This window comes from Salinicola endophyticus (genome assembly GCF_003206575.1).
In the GTDB taxonomy this organism is placed as follows: Bacteria; Pseudomonadota; Gammaproteobacteria; order Pseudomonadales; family Halomonadaceae; genus Salinicola; species Salinicola endophyticus.
In genome coordinates this window covers 408,527-426,724 of sequence record NZ_PZJO01000001.1, presented here as the reverse complement: position 1 = coordinate 426,724, position 18,198 = coordinate 408,527, and the positions used below count along the sequence as shown (strand labels likewise).

15 protein-coding genes are annotated in these 18,198 nt (G+C 66.8%); 4 read left to right on the top strand and 11 right to left on the bottom strand.

What is annotated here, in order from left to right:
* Positions 1 to 30: 30 nt before the first annotated feature.
* On the bottom strand, positions 31 to 1,443 hold the full coding sequence (gene nhaC / locus DOM66_RS01865) for a Na+/H+ antiporter NhaC (protein WP_110675639.1): 1,413 nt from the start codon (positions 1,441 to 1,443) through the stop codon (positions 31 to 33).
* Positions 1,444 to 1,798: 355 nt separating this feature from the next.
* A complete protein-coding gene (locus DOM66_RS01860) occupies positions 1,799 to 2,488 on the bottom strand; it encodes a glutathione S-transferase family protein (RefSeq protein WP_110689080.1) in 690 nt (229 codons plus the stop codon).
* A 146-nt stretch (positions 2,489 to 2,634) separates the two neighbouring features.
* Between DOM66_RS01860 and DOM66_RS01855 the strand changes: the two genes are divergently transcribed.
* A complete protein-coding gene (locus DOM66_RS01855) occupies positions 2,635 to 3,303 on the top strand; it encodes an IclR family transcriptional regulator (protein ID WP_110689079.1) in 669 nt (222 codons plus the stop codon).
* Between the two features lie 151 nt (positions 3,304 to 3,454).
* Entirely contained in the window at positions 3,455 to 4,537 is a 1,083-nt protein-coding gene (gene rluF, locus DOM66_RS01850) for a 23S rRNA pseudouridine(2604) synthase RluF (RefSeq protein WP_110689078.1), read from the top strand.
* Positions 4,538 to 4,546: 9 nt separating this feature from the next.
* Here rluF and DOM66_RS01845 read toward each other — a convergent pair whose 3' ends face one another.
* From DOM66_RS01845 to DOM66_RS01820, 6 genes are all read right to left on the bottom strand, one after another.
* Positions 4,547 to 4,948, bottom strand: coding sequence for a GlcG/HbpS family heme-binding protein (locus tag DOM66_RS01845; RefSeq protein WP_106419363.1), 402 nt, complete (start codon positions 4,946 to 4,948; stop codon positions 4,547 to 4,549).
* 40 nt (positions 4,949 to 4,988) lie between these two features.
* The gene (gene glcF / locus DOM66_RS01840; protein WP_110689077.1) at positions 4,989 to 6,245 is read right to left on the bottom strand and encodes a glycolate oxidase subunit GlcF; all 1,257 of its coding nucleotides are present in this window, start codon (positions 6,243 to 6,245) and stop codon (positions 4,989 to 4,991) included.
* A 9-nt stretch (positions 6,246 to 6,254) separates the two neighbouring features.
* A complete protein-coding gene (gene glcE / locus DOM66_RS01835; RefSeq protein ID WP_110675629.1) occupies positions 6,255 to 7,400 on the bottom strand; it encodes a glycolate oxidase subunit GlcE in 1,146 nt (381 codons plus the stop codon).
* A gap of 23 nt (positions 7,401 to 7,423) precedes the next feature.
* The gene (glcD, locus tag DOM66_RS01830) at positions 7,424 to 8,923 is read right to left on the bottom strand and encodes a glycolate oxidase subunit GlcD (RefSeq protein WP_110675627.1); all 1,500 of its coding nucleotides are present in this window, start codon (positions 8,921 to 8,923) and stop codon (positions 7,424 to 7,426) included.
* Positions 8,924 to 9,170: 247 nt separating this feature from the next.
* Positions 9,171 to 10,868 (bottom strand): L-lactate permease, encoded by a 1,698-nt coding sequence (locus DOM66_RS01825; protein ID WP_110675625.1) that lies wholly within the window; start codon positions 10,866 to 10,868, stop codon positions 9,171 to 9,173.
* Between the two features lie 476 nt (positions 10,869 to 11,344).
* Complete coding sequence (locus DOM66_RS01820; protein ID WP_110689076.1) at positions 11,345 to 13,696, bottom strand: FdhF/YdeP family oxidoreductase; 2,352 nt, start codon at positions 13,694 to 13,696, stop codon at positions 11,345 to 11,347.
* A gap of 270 nt (positions 13,697 to 13,966) precedes the next feature.
* Between DOM66_RS01820 and DOM66_RS01815 the strand changes: the two genes are divergently transcribed.
* Both DOM66_RS01815 and DOM66_RS01810 read left to right on the top strand, forming a co-directional pair.
* Positions 13,967 to 14,680: a glutathione S-transferase N-terminal domain-containing protein gene (locus DOM66_RS01815; RefSeq protein WP_110675621.1), complete on the top strand. Its 714-nt coding sequence runs from the start codon at positions 13,967 to 13,969 to the stop codon at positions 14,678 to 14,680.
* Positions 14,681 to 14,732: 52 nt separating this feature from the next.
* Positions 14,733 to 15,419, top strand: coding sequence for a glutathione binding-like protein (locus DOM66_RS01810; RefSeq protein ID WP_110675619.1), 687 nt, complete (start codon positions 14,733 to 14,735; stop codon positions 15,417 to 15,419).
* A gap of 252 nt (positions 15,420 to 15,671) precedes the next feature.
* Here the strand turns inward: DOM66_RS01810 and DOM66_RS01805 are convergent, their stop codons facing one another.
* The 3 genes from DOM66_RS01805 to DOM66_RS01795 all read right to left on the bottom strand — a co-directional run bounded on the left by DOM66_RS01805 (position 15,672) and on the right by DOM66_RS01795 (position 18,184).
* Complete coding sequence (locus DOM66_RS01805) at positions 15,672 to 16,634, bottom strand: D-2-hydroxyacid dehydrogenase family protein (protein ID WP_245392339.1); 963 nt, start codon at positions 16,632 to 16,634, stop codon at positions 15,672 to 15,674.
* A gap of 67 nt (positions 16,635 to 16,701) precedes the next feature.
* On the bottom strand, positions 16,702 to 17,526 hold the full coding sequence (locus tag DOM66_RS01800; RefSeq protein ID WP_110689075.1) for an amino acid ABC transporter ATP-binding protein: 825 nt from the start codon (positions 17,524 to 17,526) through the stop codon (positions 16,702 to 16,704).
* A complete protein-coding gene (locus DOM66_RS01795; RefSeq protein ID WP_110675281.1) occupies positions 17,519 to 18,184 on the bottom strand; it encodes an amino acid ABC transporter permease in 666 nt (221 codons plus the stop codon). The genes DOM66_RS01800 and DOM66_RS01795 overlap by 8 nt, the downstream gene beginning before the upstream one ends.
* Positions 18,185 to 18,198 lie beyond the last annotated feature (14 nt).

Genomic DNA, 18,198 nt, shown 5'->3' with positions numbered 1-18,198 from the left:
GTTTTCCTTCCCTTCTATGCGGTTATGCGGTCAAGCGGTGGGTTCTGTGGCGGGGGCGGGCTGCGGTCGTTTCCACATGGCGAAGCCGGTGAAGCCGTAAAGTAGCGAGAACACCATCACCAGCCAGTGGTACCAGAGGAACGGCAGGTAATCGGTGGTGGCCACGCCGGTGGTCGTGGCCATGAACACTGCGCCGCTGGTCCAGGGAATCATCGGGGTCGAGAGCGTGCCGCCGGCCTCGACGTTGCGCGACAGCACTACCCGCTGCAGCCCGAGCCGGTCGTAGATGTTTCGCGTCATCGAGGCCGCGGTGAAGATCGCCACGTAGGCGGCGCCGCCGAAGATCGTGCCGAAGAAGCCACACGCCATGGTCGCCAGGGTCAGCCGGCCTGTGCTGCGGTGGACCATGCGGGTGAGCGCGTTGGCGATGGTTTCGAGGACACCGATACGCTCCATCAGGCCCCCCAACCCCAGCGCGAAGATGACGATGGCGATCACCGGCAGCATCGAGACGATGCCGCCGCGATTGAGGATGCTGGCGAGATAGCCCGTGCCGTAGTCGCCCTGATTGCCGGCATATAGCGTGGTCACCGCCTGCAACGGGGTAACGCCCTGGGCCAGCCAGGCACAGATCACGCCCAGCACGGCGCCGGTCGCGATCACCGGGAGGGCGGGCTTGCGCAATGCCAGCAGCACCAGCGTGGCGAGGATCGGCATCAACAGCCAGGGGGAGAGCAGGAAGTGAGCCTGTAGCTGGGCCATTACCGCGTCCGCCTGCTGCATGTCGTAGCCGCTGCGGGAGAGGTGGTTCCCGGCCAGGGCGAAGCCGATGGTGGCCAGCGTGACGCAGGGCACACCGGTATAGAGCATCGAGCGCACGTGATCGATCAGCGGCACCTCGCACAGCGAGGCGGTGAGTACCGTGGTGTCGGAGAGCGGTGAGAGCTTGTCGCCCACGTAGGCGCCGGAGATGACCGCGCCGGCGACAAGAGGCAGCGGCAGTTCGAAGCCGTGGCCGATACCCATCATGGCGATACCGATGGTGCCCACGGCGCCGAACGAGGTGCCGGTCACCAGCCCGGTGGCGGCGCAGATCAGGAAAGCGGCGGGCAGGAACCAGGACGGATCGATCAACGCAACGCCGTAGTAGATCACGCTGGGGACGATGCCCGCGGCGATCCAGGCGCCGATCAGTGCGCCGACGGTAATGATGATCATCACCCCCTCGAGGCCACTGCGAATACCGTCGAACGCGCCTTGCTGGAGTGAGTCATAGGCATGGCCGAGGCCCTTGCCGATGGCGAACATCGCGAACCAGGCAGCGAACAGCGCCAAGGCGACGGGCATCTTGAGCAGCAACACCGTCGACATGATGGCAGCGAAGCTGGCGAGAATCAGACAGAGCGCGAACAGGCCCGGGCGGCGGGCAGATTGTGGCCTCATGGGGGCACCTCGAACGTTTTTGAGTTTGTTATGCGCTGTGCGGCAATAAATTGTATACAGCATACAATGTGTATGACTCAAGCCGACAAGCGTGAAAAGTGACCGGATGAGGCGCGCGCAGGAGAAAGCCGCGCCGGTCAGGTTCGGGCGGATCGTCCCAGGCAGTCGAGAAGGTGTCTGTCACCAGACAGAGCAGGCAGCGTGGGTCACAGCGCGTGGCGAGTCGGCCGGGCGTGACGAGGGGAGCGGCGTGGCAGAAGCGGGGCCGCGCCAGTGTTGATGGGGGGCGGGAGACGCGTGCGGCCAGCAGTTCGCATGGCCGCCTCGACTGGCGAGACGGCCCGGCGCTGACGCGTTACGCCGGCTGGCGGCGGTCTTCGATGACCTGGCGCCCGCGGATGCAGTCGGCCTCGTGGGGTTCATCGACCCAGGGCTCGGCGATGCCCTGATCGATCCAGCTCGCCACCGCCGGGTGCGCCAGCAGACGCTCGACGTAGTCGCGGGACGGGGAGCCGAGGGTGATGCCGTAGCCGCGTACGCGGACCGCTACCGGGGCGAACATCGCATCCACCGCGGTGAACTGCTCACCCGCCAGCCAGGGACCGCCGAAGCGCGTGATGCCCTCCTGCCACAGCGCCTCGAGGCGGGCGATGTCCCGGGCCAGGGCGGCACCGGGCTCGCCCAGGTCGATGCGCAGGGCACAGTTCATCGAACACTCGTTGCGCAGGGCCGGGAACCCGGCATGCATCTCGGCGCTGGCGCAGCGGGCCCAGGCGCGTGCCTCGCGCGCCTGTGGCCAGGCCGCCGGATGAGCCTCGGCGATGTACTCCATGATCGCCAGCGACTCCCACACCGCGCTGTCGCCATCATGCAGACAGGGCACCTTGGCGGTGGGTGAGAACGTCGCGAAGGCGCTCTGCTGGCCGTCACCTTCGAACGGGGTCATGACCTCCTCGAAGGGAATGTCCAGCGCGCGCAGCAGCGCCCAGGGGCGCATCGACCAGGATGAGTAGTTCTTGTTGGCGATAAAGAGCCGATACGTCATATCCACCTCCGGAACTGTGTCGCCACGAGTATGCGGCGCCATCCCCGGTGGCGGAAGGGGGCTGCCGTGTGTCGCGTTGCAATAGGATTTCGTCTGGCGCAACATCCGACGCGAATCGATTTTTCATTCCGGTGAAGAGAGTCCCCATGGCACAACGACGAGTCGAGGCGGTGGAGCGTGCCCTGACGCTGCTCGGTGCGTTCTCGCGAGATCGGCGCGAGCTCACGCTGACCGAACTGGCTAATGCCAGCGGCTTCTACAAGAGCACCATCTTGCGATTGATGGCCTCGCTCGAGTATTTCGGCTACGTAGTGCGTGACGAACGTGGTGTCTATCGAATCGGCCCGGCGGTGCTGACGCTGGCGCCGCTGGCGGTGGAGGGGCCGCAGTTGGAGGATCTGGTGCGACCGGTTCTGGTGGCGCTGCGTGAGGCCAGTGAAGAGACTGCGGCGTTTCACGTGCGCGATGGCGAAGCACGGATCTGTCGATTGTGCGAAAACGGCCGCCTCCAACTGCGCCACCATCTCGATGAGGGCGCGCGCGTGGCACTGGGGGAAGAAGAGGCGGTCGACCAGGCACTCGGTGGCGAGCTGCCGCCGGGTCGGGTGGCACGCTCCCACGGGGGGCGCCAGGCCGGGCTTTCGACGGTGGCGATTGCCATCCATGATGACGCCGGCGAATTGAGAGGCGCGCTGTCACTTTCCGGCCCCAGCGCGCGTTTCGACGCGCGGATCGAGGCTCACCACGCGCCGCTGCTGATCGAGGCGGCGGCGCGTCTGACTCACGCCTGGCCGCGCATGCTGGGGCCTATCTAATACCGCTTCGGACATCTCGTCCCTGCGCCGGTTTTATCGGCACCGCGGACGCGTCAAACTAGACAGGTTCACTGGCGCTTTGCGGGTCGGTGCCGGCTCGCCGCTGGCTACCCGCAGCCGAGCCCTCTTTTTTCTGGCTGGACGACCCTTTATGGCGTTACGACAATCGACCCGGATCAACAAGTACATCAGCGAAAGCGGGATGTGCTCACGCCGTGAAGCCGATCGCTTCGTGGAGCAGGGCAACGTGTGGATCAACGGCCGCCGCGCTACCACTGGCGATCAGGTGGTGGCGGGGGACCGGGTCAAGGTCAATGGCCAGGAGATCGAGCCAAGAGAGGCGGAGGATCGGGTCCTGATCGCGCTGAACAAGCCGGTGGGGATCGTCAGTACCACCGAGTCCAGCGAGAAGGACAACATCGTCGAGTTCGTCAAGCACGGCGCGCGCATCTTCCCGATCGGCCGGCTCGACAAGGATTCCCAGGGGCTGATTCTGCTGACCAACGATGGTGATCTGGTCAACAAGATCCTGCGTGCGCACAACCATCACGAGAAAGTGTATCGGGTGACCGTCGACAAGCCGATCACCGACGACTTCATCGAGGGCATGCAGCAGGGGGTGCCGATCCTCGGTCAGGTGACCAAGCGCTGCCAGGTCAGCCGCGAGTCGACCTTCGTCTTCACCATCACCCTGGTGCAGGGGCTCAACCGCCAGATCCGCCGCATGTGCGAGTACTTCGGCTACGAGGTTACGCAGCTGATCCGTACCCGGATCATGAACATCTCGCTCAAGGGACTGGCGCTGGGTGACTGGCGGGATCTCACGCCGCAGGAGATCGATACGCTCATCGCGCTGACGCGTGATTCCGGCAGCGAGGCCGAGCCAGCACGGGCGGCCAAGCCCGCGCGCGGCGGCAAAGCTGCGAAACCGGCGGCCAAGGGGCGTCAGTCGGCGGGCGGCAAGCCCCACGCCAAGGACAGGGCGGCCGGTGGCGGAAAGCCTGGCACCAAGGGCAAGTCGGGCACCCATGGCAAACCCGGTGCCAAGAGCAAGCCGGTCGCAAAGGGTAAACCCGGTGCCAAGGGTAAGCCGGTCGGCCAGGGTAAACCCGGCGCCAAGGGCAAGCCTGCCACCAAGGGCACGCCGGGCGCCAAGCCCGCGACCAAGGGGCGCGGCGGTAAGCCGAGCACGCCTGCCGCCAAGCGCACTCGGGGCAGCGGCAAGAAGCGCTAGCTCAGGCGCTCAGCCAATGGCCTTGACCGCGGCCTTGGCCACCTGCACGTCCTGGTCCGGTTTGACCCCGGAAATGCCGACGCTGCCGATCACTTCACCGTCGACAATCACCGGCACGCCGCCGGCGAGCAGCGCCTGCATGGGCGCGCTGACGAAGGCGGTGCGGCCGCTGTTGATCATCTCTTCGAAGACCTGGGTCTCCTTGCGGCCGATGGCGGCATTGCGCGCTTTCTCGCTGGCGATGCCGGCGCTGAAGGGGGCGGCGCCGTCGAGCCGGCGCAGGCCCAGCAGATGGCCACCGGCGTCGGCCACGGCGATGGTGACCGCCCAGCCCTGAGCATCGGCTTCGCGCTGGGCGCTGTCCAGCAGGGCGTTGACGTCGGCGAGTTCGAGTACGGCTTGGGTCTTCATGGCGTGGCTCCGGTGCGTGCTGAGGGTAAGAATTCGAGGGTCATGAGTCGGATGTGGCCAGACGCTCGTCGACCAGTTCGATCCAGTGGCGTACCGGGGTGCGCCCGGCGCCGTCGAGGTGGCTCTGACAGCCGATATTGGCGGTCACGATGGTGTCGGGCTGGCCCGCCTCCAGCGCTTCCAGCTTGGCGTCGCGCAGCTGGCGCGAGAGCACCGGCTGGGTGATCGAGTAGGTGCCCGCCGAGCCGCAGCAGAGATGGGCATCGCGTACCGGCGTGAGATCGAAGCCGAGGCGCGTGAGCACCCCCTCCACCGCACCGCCGAGCTTCTGCGCGTGCTGCAGCGTGCAGGGGCAGTGGAAGGCGAGACGCTGGGCGTCGTTGGCGGGTGAATCGGCCACCAGCGCCTCGAGATCCTCCTTGCGCAGGATCTCGACCAGATCCTTGGCCAGTTCGCTGACGCGTCGGGCCTTGTCCGCGTAGACCGGATCGTCGGCCAGCATCTCGCCATACTCCTTGACGAAGGCGCCGCAGCCGCTGGCGGTCTGCACGATCGCCTCGGCGCCGTCTTCGATCAACGGCCACCAGGCGTCGATATTGGCCTGCATGCGTGCACGCCCCGCCTCCTGGGCGTTGAGGTGGAAGTCGATCGCGCCGCAGCAGCCGGCTTCGCGCGCCGCGCGGACGCCGATCCCCAGGCGGTCGAGCACGCGCGCCGTGGCGTCGTTGGTGTTCGGGGCCAGACCCGGCTGCACGCAGCCTTCCAGAATCAGCATCTGGCGCGGATGGCGCTCCGGTGCGGGGCGTGCCCGGCGCGGCGCCGGTCGCGGCGGGATCTTGTCACGCAGCGCCGCCGGCGCCAGCGGACGAAAGGTCTGGCCCAGGGCCAGCAGGGCCTGGAATCGTCTGGGCTCTGCCAGCGCGGTGCGCAGCCCCAGACGCAGGGCGCGCTCGCGCGGGGTGCGTCCGACCCGGCGGTCGACCTCGGCGCGGCCGATGTCGAGCAGCTTGTGATACTCGACCCCGGAGGGGCAGGTGGTCTCGCAGTTGCGGCAAGTGAGGCAACGGTCGAGATGCAGCTGGGTCTCGCGGGTCACCTGGTCGTCGCCGGCATCGCTCTCCAGCAGCTCCTTGATCAGATAGATGCGCCCGCGCGGGCCGTCGCGCTCGTCCCCCAGCAGCTGATAGGTGGGACAGGTGGCGTTGCAGAAGCCGCAGTGCACGCAGGTGCGCAGGATGCGATCGGCTTCGCGAATCGCGGGCCGTTCGCGCGCGGCGTCGGTGAAGTGTGTCTGCATGGTGGCTCCTCACCAGTCGGCGTAGAGCCGGCCGGGATTGAAAATGGCGTGCGGATCGAGACGCGTCTTGAGCTGCTGGTGATAGCGCGCCAGCACCTTGGGTAGCGGCGAGAACGGCGAGGCGTCGTCGTTCGGGGCGTCATCGAGGGCGGGGCCGAAGCGTGTGGCGTGGCCGCCGACAGCCATGCTGGTCTCGTGCACGTGTGGTGCGGGCTCGTCGCTGCGCAGCCACTGCTGGGCCCCGGCCCAGTCGCACAGCCAGTCGCCCGCCAGCGCCGGGCGTCGGGCGCGAGCCGGCAGTGAGAGCCGCCACAGTGGCCGTGGGTCCTGGGGCGAGAAGAAGGCCAGACGCTGCTCGCGCAGATCTTCCCAGAAGGTGGCATCGTCGGCGTCGCCGCCCAGACGCTCGCGGGTCGATGCCACCGAGCCTTCGCCCCCTTCGAGACGCACATGCAGTACGCCGTCGGCGAAGGCGGCACCGCTCAGCGGCAGCGGCTCGCGGCCCCATTCGCGCAGGCATTCGAGCGCGCGCGCTTCGTCCATCTCCAGACGCAGGCAGGCGCTCGCCGGCGGTAGTGGCAGTACCTTGAACGAGACCTCGGCGAGCACGCCCAGGGTGCCCTGGGCGCCGACCATCAGCCGCGACAGGTCGTAGCCGGCGACGTTCTTCATCACCTCACCGCCGAAGCGCAGCAGCTTGCCGTCGTGAGTGATCACTCGGGTGCCGAGCACGAAGTCGCGCACCGCACCGCTCCAGGGGCGTCGTGGCCCGGAGAGACCGCAGGCGACCATGCCACCGACGGTGGCCGTATCACCGAAGTGCGGTGGTTCGAACGGCAGCCGCTGGCCGCTGGCGGCGAGCGCGCTTTCGAGTTCGGAAAGGCGCGTGCCGGCGCGCACCGTGACCACCAGTTCGACCGGATCGTAGTGGACGATGCCGCGATGCTCGCCGAGGTCGAGACGTGTCTCGGCGGCGATCCGGCGGCCGTAGAACGCCTTGGTACCGCCGCCCTGGATCACCAGCGGCGTGCGCTCCCGGTGGGCTTGGCGCACCTGCTCGCAGAGCGCGTCGCTCAGGTCCTGGCCGCTGTCCAGGGTGGGCCCGGCCTGGCCCGCGGGGGTGAATTCGGGGCGCTGGTCCTGCGGGTGTGGCATCACGTATCTCCTGACTCGAACGACTAGAAACGGGGCAGCTCGGGGTGGGGCAGCTCGCCGTGATGCACGTGCATGGCGCCGAATTCGGCGCAGCGCGCCAGCGTGGGAATGTTCTTGCCCGGATTGAGCAGGCGATGCTCGTCGAAGGCGAACTTGACCGCGTGGAACTGGGTCAGCTCGTCGGCGGCGAACTGGGTGCACATCTGGTTGAGCTTCTCGCGCCCGACGCCGTGCTCGCCGGTGATGGTGCCGCCGACCTCGACGCAGAGCTCGAGAATCTTGGCGCCGATGGTCTCGGCGGTCTCCAGCTCGCCGGGGCGATTGGCATCGAACAGGATCAGCGGATGCAGGTTGCCGTCGCCGGCGTGGAAGACGTTGGCGACGCGCAGCCCGTAGGTCGTGGAGAGCTCGTTGATACCCTTGAGCACCCGCGGCAGCTCACGCCGGGGGATGGTGCCATCCATGCAGTAGTAGTCCGGCGACATCCGCCCCACGGCAGGGAACGCCGCCTTGCGCCCGGCCCAGAACAGCTGGCGCTCGGCGTCGTCCCGGGCCAGCCGGATCTCGCTGGCGCCGGCGCGTTCGAGCAGTTCGCGCACACGTTCGCAGTCGGCGTGGACATCGGCTTCGACGCCATCGAGCTCGCACAGCAGGATCGCCTCGGCCTCGACCGGATAGCCGGCGTGGACGAAGTCCTCGGCGGCCCGAATCGCCAGGTTGTCCATCATCTCCAGGCCACCGGGGATACAGCCGGCGGCGATGATATCGCCCACCGCCTTGCCGGCTTGCTCGACATCGTCGAAGCAGGCCATCAGCACCTTGGCGACCTGGGGCTTGGGCAGCAGCTTGACGGTGACCTCGGTGATCACCCCGAGCATCCCCTCCGAGCCGGTGAACAGCGCCAGCAGATCGAAACCGGGGGCGTCCAGGGCTTCGCTGCCCAGGGTCATGCGCTCGCCCTCGATGGTGATGATCTCGACGCTGAGCACGTTATGCACGGTGAGCCCGTACTTGAGGCAGTGCACCCCGCCGGCGTTCTCGGCGACATTGCCGCCGATCGAGCAGGCGATCTGCGATGAGGGGTCGGGGGCGTAATAGAGCCCGTGCGGTGCGGCCGCCTCGGAGATGGCCAGGTTGCGCACCCCCGGCTGCACCCGAGCCAGGCGCGCCTCGGGGTCGAGTTCGAGGATGCGGTTGAAGCGCGACATCACCAGCAGCACGCCCTTGGCCAGCGGTAGCGCGCCGCCGGAGAGCCCGGTGCCGGCACCGCGGGTCACCACCGGCACGCGCTGGGCGTGACACACCCGCATCAGTGCTGCCACCTCGTCGAGGGTCGCCGGCAGCGCCACCAGCAGCGGCAGCGTGCGATAGGCGGAGAGCCCGTCGCACTCGAACGGGCGCAGATCCTCTTCGCGTGCCAGCAGGGTCAGCGCCGGGGCCTCGGCGTGAATCGCCGCCATCAGCGAGGGCTTGTCGACGCTCGCGATCTCGCCGTCGAGTCGTTCATCGTAGAGCAGGGTCACGGTCTACTCCCTGGGTCGCAGTCGTGGGGTGCTTGTCTTGGAGCGGCGTCTCTGCGGACGCTCGCACGTGGCGCCTCTGCCAAGAGATGCCGGTGCCGCGCAACGTTGTGGAAAGTATTTCCATACTCATCTCTGGCATTGTGAGAAAGCGACAGGGGGCTCACCATTAGCCAAAAGACGTAGATGTTGTTAATTGGTCAGACCATGGCGATGCCGGGACATCGCCATGGTCCGGGGCGGGTGGTGGTCAGCCACCCATCAGCGGGTCGCCGATATGGAACACGTAGAAGGCGAGCAGGCCGACGATGCCCGCGAACAGGCAGTAGTAGAGCGTCGGCAGGATCGTCTTGCGCAGCGTGGTGCCTTCGCGTCCGAGCAGACCCACGGTGGCCGAGGCCGCAACCACGTTGTGAATGGCGATCATGTTGCCGGCCGCCGCGCCCACCGCCTGCAGCGCCACCATCATCGCAGTGGAGACGCCGAGCGCCTCGGCCACGTTGAACTGGAACGCCGAGAGCATCAGGTTGGAGACGGTGTTGGAGCCGGCGATGAAGGCACCCAGTGCGCCCACCGCGGGGGCGAACAGCGGGTAGACGTGGCCCATGCCGTCGGCCACCAGCTGAGCCATCGCCACCGGCATCGAGACCAGGTCGGACTCGTTGACACCGGAGTTGATCAGGATGCGCACCATGGGGATGGTGAACAGCAGCACGAAGCCGGCGCCGAAGAGGGTCTTCGAGGACTCGGCGAACGCCGCCTTGACCTGGCTGGCGCGCATCTGGTGGAGGAAGATGGTGCAGATCACCGCGATCAGGATGATGCCGCCGGGCAGATAGAGCCACTGCACGCTGCCGGAGATACCCTGTTCGCCGAGGATGTTGCTCCAGCCGGTGCTGACCGAGGAGAGCGCTGACTTGACCGCCGGCACGGTACGCGAGACCACCAGCAGCACGGCGACGATCACATAGGGCATCCAGCCGCGCAGAGTCGACATCGGGGCGCGCCCGGCGACATCCTCGACCTTGATCTCGATCGTGCCCAGCCACTCGGCAGGCCACTGCGAGCGCGGCGGGAAGTCCCAGGTGTCCTTGGGCAGCAGGAAGCCCTTGCGCGCCGCCGGTACCACCACTGCCAGACCGATCAGGCCGCCCAGCAGCGACGGAAACTCCGGCCCCAGGAAGACCCCCACCAGCATGTAGGGCACCACGAAGCAGACCCCGACGAAGAGCGCGAAGGGGGCGATCGAGAGACCCTCGCGCCAGGAGCGATTCTCGCCGAAGAAGCGCACCATCACGGTGACCAGGATCAGCGGCATGAACACGCCGATCAGGCCGTGGGTGAGCGCCACTTCCGAGGTGATCAGACGGAAGAAGGTCTCCCAGCTCGAGCCGTCGGCGGCGAGCTGTTGGCTGATCGCCGCCTGGTTGAGCCCGCCGGAGACGCCGACCACGATCGGCGTACCCACGGCACCGAAGGAGACGGGGGTCGACTGCAGCATCATCCCCACCACCACCGCGCCCAGCGCCGGGAAGCCGAGTGCCACCATCAGCGGGGCGGCCACTGCGGCCGGCGTCCCGAAGCCCGAGGCGCCCTCGATGAAGCAGCCGAACAGCCAGGCGACGATCAGCGCCTGCACGCGGCGATCCGGGCTGATGCCGGAGAAGCCGTTGCGGATCGCCATGATGCCGCCGGAGTGCTTGAGGGTGTTGAGCAGCAGAATGGCGCCGAAGATGATCCACAACAGCGCCACGGTCAGGATCAACCCCTGAAAGGTCGATGCCAGTACCCGGTTGGCGGTCATGTCCCAGGCGAACAGTGCGATCAGCACCGCCACCACGAACACGATCGGCATGGCCGTGCGCGCCGCCATGCGCAGGCCGATCAGCAGTACCCCGGCCAGGATCAGCGGCAGGAAGGCAAGCAGTGACAACACCGTGTGGTCCATAGCGAAAGCCCTTGTGTGATTTTTATGAGAGCGTGGTTGTTCGGAAGCGTGGTTTTCAGGGGCGAGCGGTCTTCGCGATCGTGTTCTTGATCCGCGTGTGAGCACCGGGAACACCTCGTCCTCCGCTGCCTCGCCCGCCCGTCCTCCGTCCCTGCCGCGTGGCAGGGACGGATGCCGGCACGATAGCCAGCCCGCCGGGTGGGCGCCATCCGTGGATAAGTGGTCAGACCAGAGTGGTTCGTGGGGTGTGTTCCCCGCAGGCCTCACGCCGCAAGGCTTGCATGGGGGTGCCGGGGCGCATCCCGGGGCCGCCGGGGTATCGAGGATGCGACTAATGGACGGCGCGGATGTCCATGGCCGCCGGCCTGCAGAGACCTAAAAAGGCGCCGGGGAATCCCCCCGGCGCCTCTGTCCTTGCGCATCATGCCGATGGCGTGTCCAACGAGTCGTACGTCTCGGGCGCTGCCGGTGGTCTCTCAGCCGGTGGCGAGCAGGCCGGTATCGGCCTCGATCTGCTCGGTCGACATCAGCGTCACGTTCACCGGAATCGACTTGGCCGCCAGGGTGTTGCTGCCGGTGTCGCGGTTGGCCACCGGGATCAGGTCGTTGACCTCGGGGTAGTAGGCGCCCAGACAGTTCTCGGGCAGGTCGTAGGCGATGATCTTGAAGCCGGAGACGGTGCGCTCGATGCCGTCGTCGCTGAGCGCGCTCAGGGTCACCTTGTTGCCCGCCTCGAAGCCGTGCTTCTCGATATCGCGGGGGTTCATCATCAGCACCATGCGGGTGCCGTAGATGTCGCGATAGCGGTCGTCATAGGAGTAGATGGTGGTGTTGTACTGATCGTGGCCGCGGATCGAGAGCAACTGGAAGTGGGCATCGCCGGGTTCGGACTCGTCCTCGGTCAGGTGATCCTGCGGGAACAGGAAGTGCGCCTTGCCGGAGTCGGTGTTCCACACCCGGTCGCGGGCGGCGATATCGAGATGGAACACGCCGTCGGCGGCGAGCCGCTGGTTGAAGTCGTAGAAGGTCTCCGGCTGGCTCGCCTCGATCTTGTCACGGATGCGCGCGTAGTCCTCGGCCAGCCACGCCCAGTCGACCTTGGGGTTGGGCGCCAGGGTCGCCCGCGCCAGTCCGGCGACGATCGCGATCTCCGAGCGCAGGTGCTGGGAGGCCGGCTCCAGCGCGCCCTTGGAGCCCTGCACGTTACACATGCCATCCTCGATGGTGATGGTCTGTTCGACCCCGGCCTGGACGTCCTTCTCGGTACGCGCCAGTGCCGGCAGCAGGTAGGCGGCCTGGCCGTGGATCAGATGGCTGCGGTTGAGCTTGGTCGCAATCTGCACGGTGAGCGGGATCTTCTCGACATGGGCGCAGACCCGGGCCTGATCGGCGATGGCGCGGAAGAAGTTGCCGCCCATGCCGAGGAAGGCGTCGACCTCATCGCGCAGGATCGCCTCGCAGCAGAGCGCCACGTCATGGCCATGTTCGCGCCGGCACTCGATGCCGAAGAGCTCGTCCAGCTTCGAGAGGAAGGCTTCGCCGGACTTGTGGAAGATGCCCACGGTGCGGTCGCCCTGGACGTTGGAGTGGCCGCGCACCGGGCAGGCGCCGGCGCCGCGCCGGCCGATATGGCCGCCCATCAGCAGCAGGTTGAGGATCTGGTGGATATTGTCGCCGCCGCGCATGTGCTGAGTGATGCCCATGCCCCAGCAGCAGATCACCCGCTCGGCCCGAATCCACGCCTCCGCCGCCTCGCTGATGGCGGCGCGGGTCAGCCCGCTGTGGCGCTCGATGCGTTCCCAGGGCAACTGGCGGCAGTGCTCGGCGAAGGCCTCGAAGCCATCGGTGTGCATGTGGATGAAGTCGTGGTCGATCACCCGCTTGCCGCCGTTGTCACGGGCGTTGTCGTCGGTGGCAATGAGGTACTTGCAGATGCCCTGGATGGCGGCGATATCACCGCCGATGCGCAGCTGGTGGTACTGGCTGCTGATCGGCACGCCGTGGTTGGTCAGCATGTCCTTGGGCGTCTGCGGATTGGCGAACTTGACCAGCGCCCGCTCGCGCAGTGGGTTGAAGGTGATCACCTCGGCGCCGCGCAGGCGCGCCTCGTGCAGCAGGCCCATCATGCGCGGGCTGTTGGTACCGGCGTTCTGGCCGAACAGGAAGATGCAGTCGGCGTGCTCGAAATCCTCCAGCACCGTGGTCGCCTTGCCCACGCCGATGCTCTGCGGCAACGCCACCGTGGTGGTCTCGTGGCACATGTTGGAGCAGTCGGGAAAATTGTGGGTGCCGATCATGCGGCCGTAGAGCTGCCACAGAAAGGCGGCCTCGTTGGAGGTGCGCCCGGAGGTGTAGAGCTCGACCCGGGTCGGGTCGTAGGTCTGGATGCGCTCGCCGATCTCGCGATAGGCGGTCTCCCAGTCGATGGGATCGTACTTGTCGGTGGTAGGGTTGTAGCGCAGCGGGTGCGTCAGCCGACCCTGCTTCTCCAACGCGTGATCCGACCAGGCGAGCAGTTCGCTCACGCTGTGCTGGGCGAAGAACTCCGGAGTGGTGCGGGCCGCGGTCGCTTCCCACGCCACCGCCTTGGCGCCGTTCTCGCAGAACTCCAGCGGGCCGGGCTTCTTGGGATTGGGCCAGGCGCAGCTGGGGCACTCGAAGCCGCCATCCGGCTGGTTGATCTTGAGCATCAGCGAGTTGCCCTTGAACGGCACCTTCTCGCGCAGAAAATGGGTCTCCGTGGCCTGCACCGATTGCCAGCCGCCGCCCGGGGCATCGTGCTCGCCCTGCTTGCCGTGCAGTTCATCATCCTTGAGTTGATGTGACATGACCGTGGTCTCCTTGATCGACCTGCGAACTGCCGCCACAGCGTTGCCAAGTCAATCGCGAACCCATGCCGTGGCGGCTACCCGTTACAGTATGGCAACGCTTTCGCGTTTGCCCAGTTCGGTCTTGGCCCCGAGCCGCCTTGGTCCATGACGCTATTGCACCAGGGCGGGCCTAGTTTCCGTTTGACGCCCATCGGCCCCTTGGACATGCTGAGTCACGTCGATTGACCTCTTGTCACATTGATTTCCCGTCACGAGGAGATGCCTGTCATGGCGCTTAAGATGTTCGATCTTCGCGGTCGCGATGAGCGGCTGCGGTTCTCGCCCTACTGCTGGCGCGTCAAGTTCGCCCTGGCCCACAAAGGGTTGGCGTGTGACTTCGTGCCCTGGAAGTTCACCGACAAGGAGGCGCTCGCCTTCTCCGGCCAAGGGCGCGTGCCGGTGCTGGTCGATGGCGAGGAGACCGTCGTCGACAGCTACGAGATCCTGCGCTATCTGGATCGCGCCTATCCCGAGCGGCCGCTGCTGGGCGAGGGCGCCGCGGCGGAGCGCGCGCGTTTCTTCAAGTTCTACAGCGAGCGCTCGCTGGCCCCCGGGATCGTGCGCACCATCCTGATGGATGTCTTCAACACCATTCACCCGGACGACCGCGACTACTTCCGCACCTCGCGCGAGAAGGCTTTCGGCCGCACCCTGGAAGAGATGCACTCGCCGAGCCAGGGCCTGACCATGCTCGACCGCGCCCTGGAGCCGATGCGCGGGCGCCTCGACGAGAGCGAGTTCCTCGACGGTGAAGCGCCGGGGGCCGCCGACTATCTGGTGGTGGGCATGTTCATGTGGGCGCGGGTCTGCTCGGGGGCCGATCTGATCTCCAATGCCGACCCGGTCTATGCCTGGTATCAGCGTATGCTCGATCTCTACGACGGGCTGGGCCGCAACGCCACCCGTCTCGTCGATGTCGAAGGGGCGTACCAGAACGTGTGAGTTCGATAGCGGCGGCGCGATCTCGCGTCGCCAGCGGCGACAGGAGCAGGCCATGATCGATCTGTACTACTGGACCACCCCCAATGGGCACAAGATCACCCTGTGTCTCGAGGAGGCCGGGCTCGACTACCGCATTCGGCCGATCGATATCGCCAAGGGTGAGCAGTTCAGCGCCGAGTTTCTGGAGATCTCGCCCAACAACCGCATCCCGGCGATCGTCGACCGCGCGCCGATCGACGGCGGCCAGCCGTTGGCGCTGTTCGAGTCCGGCGCGATCCTCGAGTATCTCGCCGACAAGAGCGGCAAGTTCTTGCCCAAGAGCGGGCGCCAGCGCTACCGCGTGCTGCAGTGGCTGCACTGGCAGGTGGGCGGGCTGGGGCCGATGGCGGGGCAGAACCATCACTTTCGCCACTACGCGCCGCGCAAGATCGAGTATGCGATCGAGCGTTACACCAAGGAGACCGCGCGGCTCTATGGCGTGCTCGACCGCCAGCTGGAGGACAACGACTTCGTCGCCGGTGACGACTACTCGATCGCCGACATGGCGATCTGGCCATGGATTCGCTCCTATGAGAAGCAGGGCCAGGAGCTGGACGACTTCCCCGCGCTGCAGCGCTGGTTCGAGCAGATCCAGCGGCGCGACGCGGTGAATCGGGCCTATGCCCGGGCGGTGGAGGTCAATCCGGACAACGATGTGGCGATGACCGACGAGGCGCGCGGGTACTTGTTCGGGCGCTGAGAGAGTGCTTACAAAATGCCTGCGCTCGGCAATACGGCGTTAAAATCGGCCTCGTACGCGAGCCCGGTCAAAATGCTCATTTACCCCGTGTAAACTCCGCTTTCTCGACCGATTTTGCCTTAGCTACGCGCCCCGGTCTGGCCTTCGCTCGCCGAATTTGTAAACACCCTCTGGGTGCCGCCAGGAGAACCAGGGAGTCCAGGAAAACTAAGAGAGAGGCCCGGTATTCACCGGGCCCTTCGCGTTTCTAGCTCAGCGCTCGGCGTCGAAGAACGTCTTGACCTGCTGGAAGGCAGTGGCGAAGTAGCGCTCGTAGGTATCCTTCTCGACGAAGCCGATATGTGGCGTCGCCAGTACCCGTGGATGCGCCTGATAGGCGCGGGCGCCCTCCGGCTCCTGCTCGAACACGTCCAGTGCCGCGCTCCCCGGGCGTCCGGCATCGAGGGCGTCGAGCAGGGCACCGTCGCGGATCAGTTCGGCGCGGCTGGTGTTGACCAGCAGCGCGTCGGCGCGCATGGCGGCCAGCTCGCGTGCGGTGATCATGCCGCGGGTGTCATCGTTGAGCCTGAGATGCAGTGTGACCACGTCGCAGCGGGCGAGAAAGGCGTGGCGATCGGGCTCGAACGCGATACCCAGTTCGAAGGCGCGGCCGGCGCTCGATTCGCGCCCATGGGCCACCACCTGCATGCCGAAGGCAGCGGCGTAGCCGGCCACCAGACCACCGATCTTGCCCAGCCCCCAGATGCCCAGGGTACGCCCGTGGAGCGCATGTCCCAGCGACTCCGTCTCCAGGCGCTCGGTGGTGCGCTGCCACTCGCCCTGGGCCTGGCGCGCCAGATAGCCGCCGAGCCGGCGGCAGCCGGCCATGATCAGCAGCCAGGTCAGCTCGGCCGGGGCGATGGGCGAGCCGGAGCCCTCGCGCACCGCGATTCCCAGCTCGCGGCACGCCTCCAGGTCGATCGCCGACGCCAGGCGGCCGGTCTGCACCACCAGCTTGAGCCGCGGCAGCTGCGCCAGCACCTCGCGGGTGAGCACGCTGCGTTCGCGGATCAGGATCACCGCATCGCTCTCGGCCAGCCGTGCCGCCAGCGCCGACGGCGAGATCCGCGCGTGCTCGATATCCAGGCGCACGTCGCAGCCGTCGAGTTCGCGTACGGCATCGAGAAAGCCGCAGCAGCCCTGATAGTCGTCCAGCACCGTTACCGTCATTGCCATGGCAGCGCCTCCCCGGCAGTCGCACTGCCTGCCATTGTTGGCACGTCGAGGGGTGGCTGTCGAGCAGTCACTGGTGGCGTTCGAGAAAGCGCTGAACGCGCTCGGTGCGGGGCCGGGTGAAGAAGGTTTCGGGATCGGCCTGCTCGATGATCAGCCCCTTCTCGAGAAACACCACCTGATCGGAGACGGCGCGGGAGAAGGCCATTTCATGGGTCACGATGACCATGGTGTAGCCCTCGGCCGACAGCGCCTTGATCACCCCCAGCACCTCGCCTACCAGCTCCGGGTCGAGCGCCGAGGTGGGCTCGTCGAACAGCATCACCTCCGGCTGCATGGCCAGCGCACGGGCGATCGCCACGCGCTGCTTCTGGCCACCGGAGAGGGTGTTGGGGTAGGCATCCTGCTTGTGCGACATGCCGACCTTGTCGAGCAGCTCGCGGGCACGTGCCTCGGCTTCCTGGCGCGGCTGGCCGAGCACGTGGATCGGCGCCTCGGTGACGTTGTGCAGCACGTTGAGGTGCGGCCACAGGTTGAAGCTCTGGAACACCATGCCGGTCCTGGCGCGCACCCGCGCCAGCGCCTTCACCGACATCGGGCGCCCGTCGGCGTTCATGCCGATGCGCTCCCCGGCGATGTGAATGGTGCCGCGCTCCGGCTGTTCCAGCCAGTTGATGCAGCGCAGAAGCGTCGACTTGCCCGAACCGGAGGAGCCCAGGATGGTGACGACGTCGCCCTGCTTGACCTCCAGATTGACGTCGCGCAGCACCTCGACGTCGTCGAAGCTCTTGGATAGATTGCGGATCGAGACCGCGGCCGTAGTCACGTGGGAATTGCCCGCCGCTGGCGGCTCGGGCGTCGCCTGACGGCCGGCCGTGGCGTGAAGATCAGACATTGTCGAACCCCCGTCTGCTACCGAAGCGCCCACACTGCTTGACGATGACTTCCATCACGATGCTGACCGCCCAGTAAAAGCCGATCACCACGATGAAGGCTTCGGTGGGAATGAAATAGGTACCGGAGAGGCTGTTGGCCGCGGCCGTCAGCTCCTGCACGGTGATGATGACCAGAAAGGCCGTGTCCTTGAGCGCGTAGATCAGTTGATTGCCCAGCAGCGGGCGGGTCTGCATGACGATCTGCGGCAGGATCAGGCGCAGGAACATCTTGCTGCGGGTGAAGCCGTGGGCCTGCGCCGCTTCGATCTGGCCGGGCGGGAAGGTCAGCCGGCTGCCGCGGAAGATCTCGGCGATATAGCAGCCGTGGTAGACCGCCAGGGCGCCGACGCCCGACCACCAGGCGTCGAGCCGGATGCCGAAGCTTGGCAGGCCGTAGTAGAGCAGGTAGGCCAGGATCAGAAACGGCAGCATGCGCATGCCGTCGATGAACACCCGCAGTGGTACCGCCAGGCGAGGGCGGCTGCCCTCGAGTAGATAGAGCAGGACGCAGCCGATGACGAACGCGGCGCTGATCGCACAGCCGAAGATCGTCATGGTGCTGAGAAAGCCGGACCAGAACTGATCCCGCGCCTGCCACAGAATTTGCCAGTTGCTCATGACACTCTCTCCTC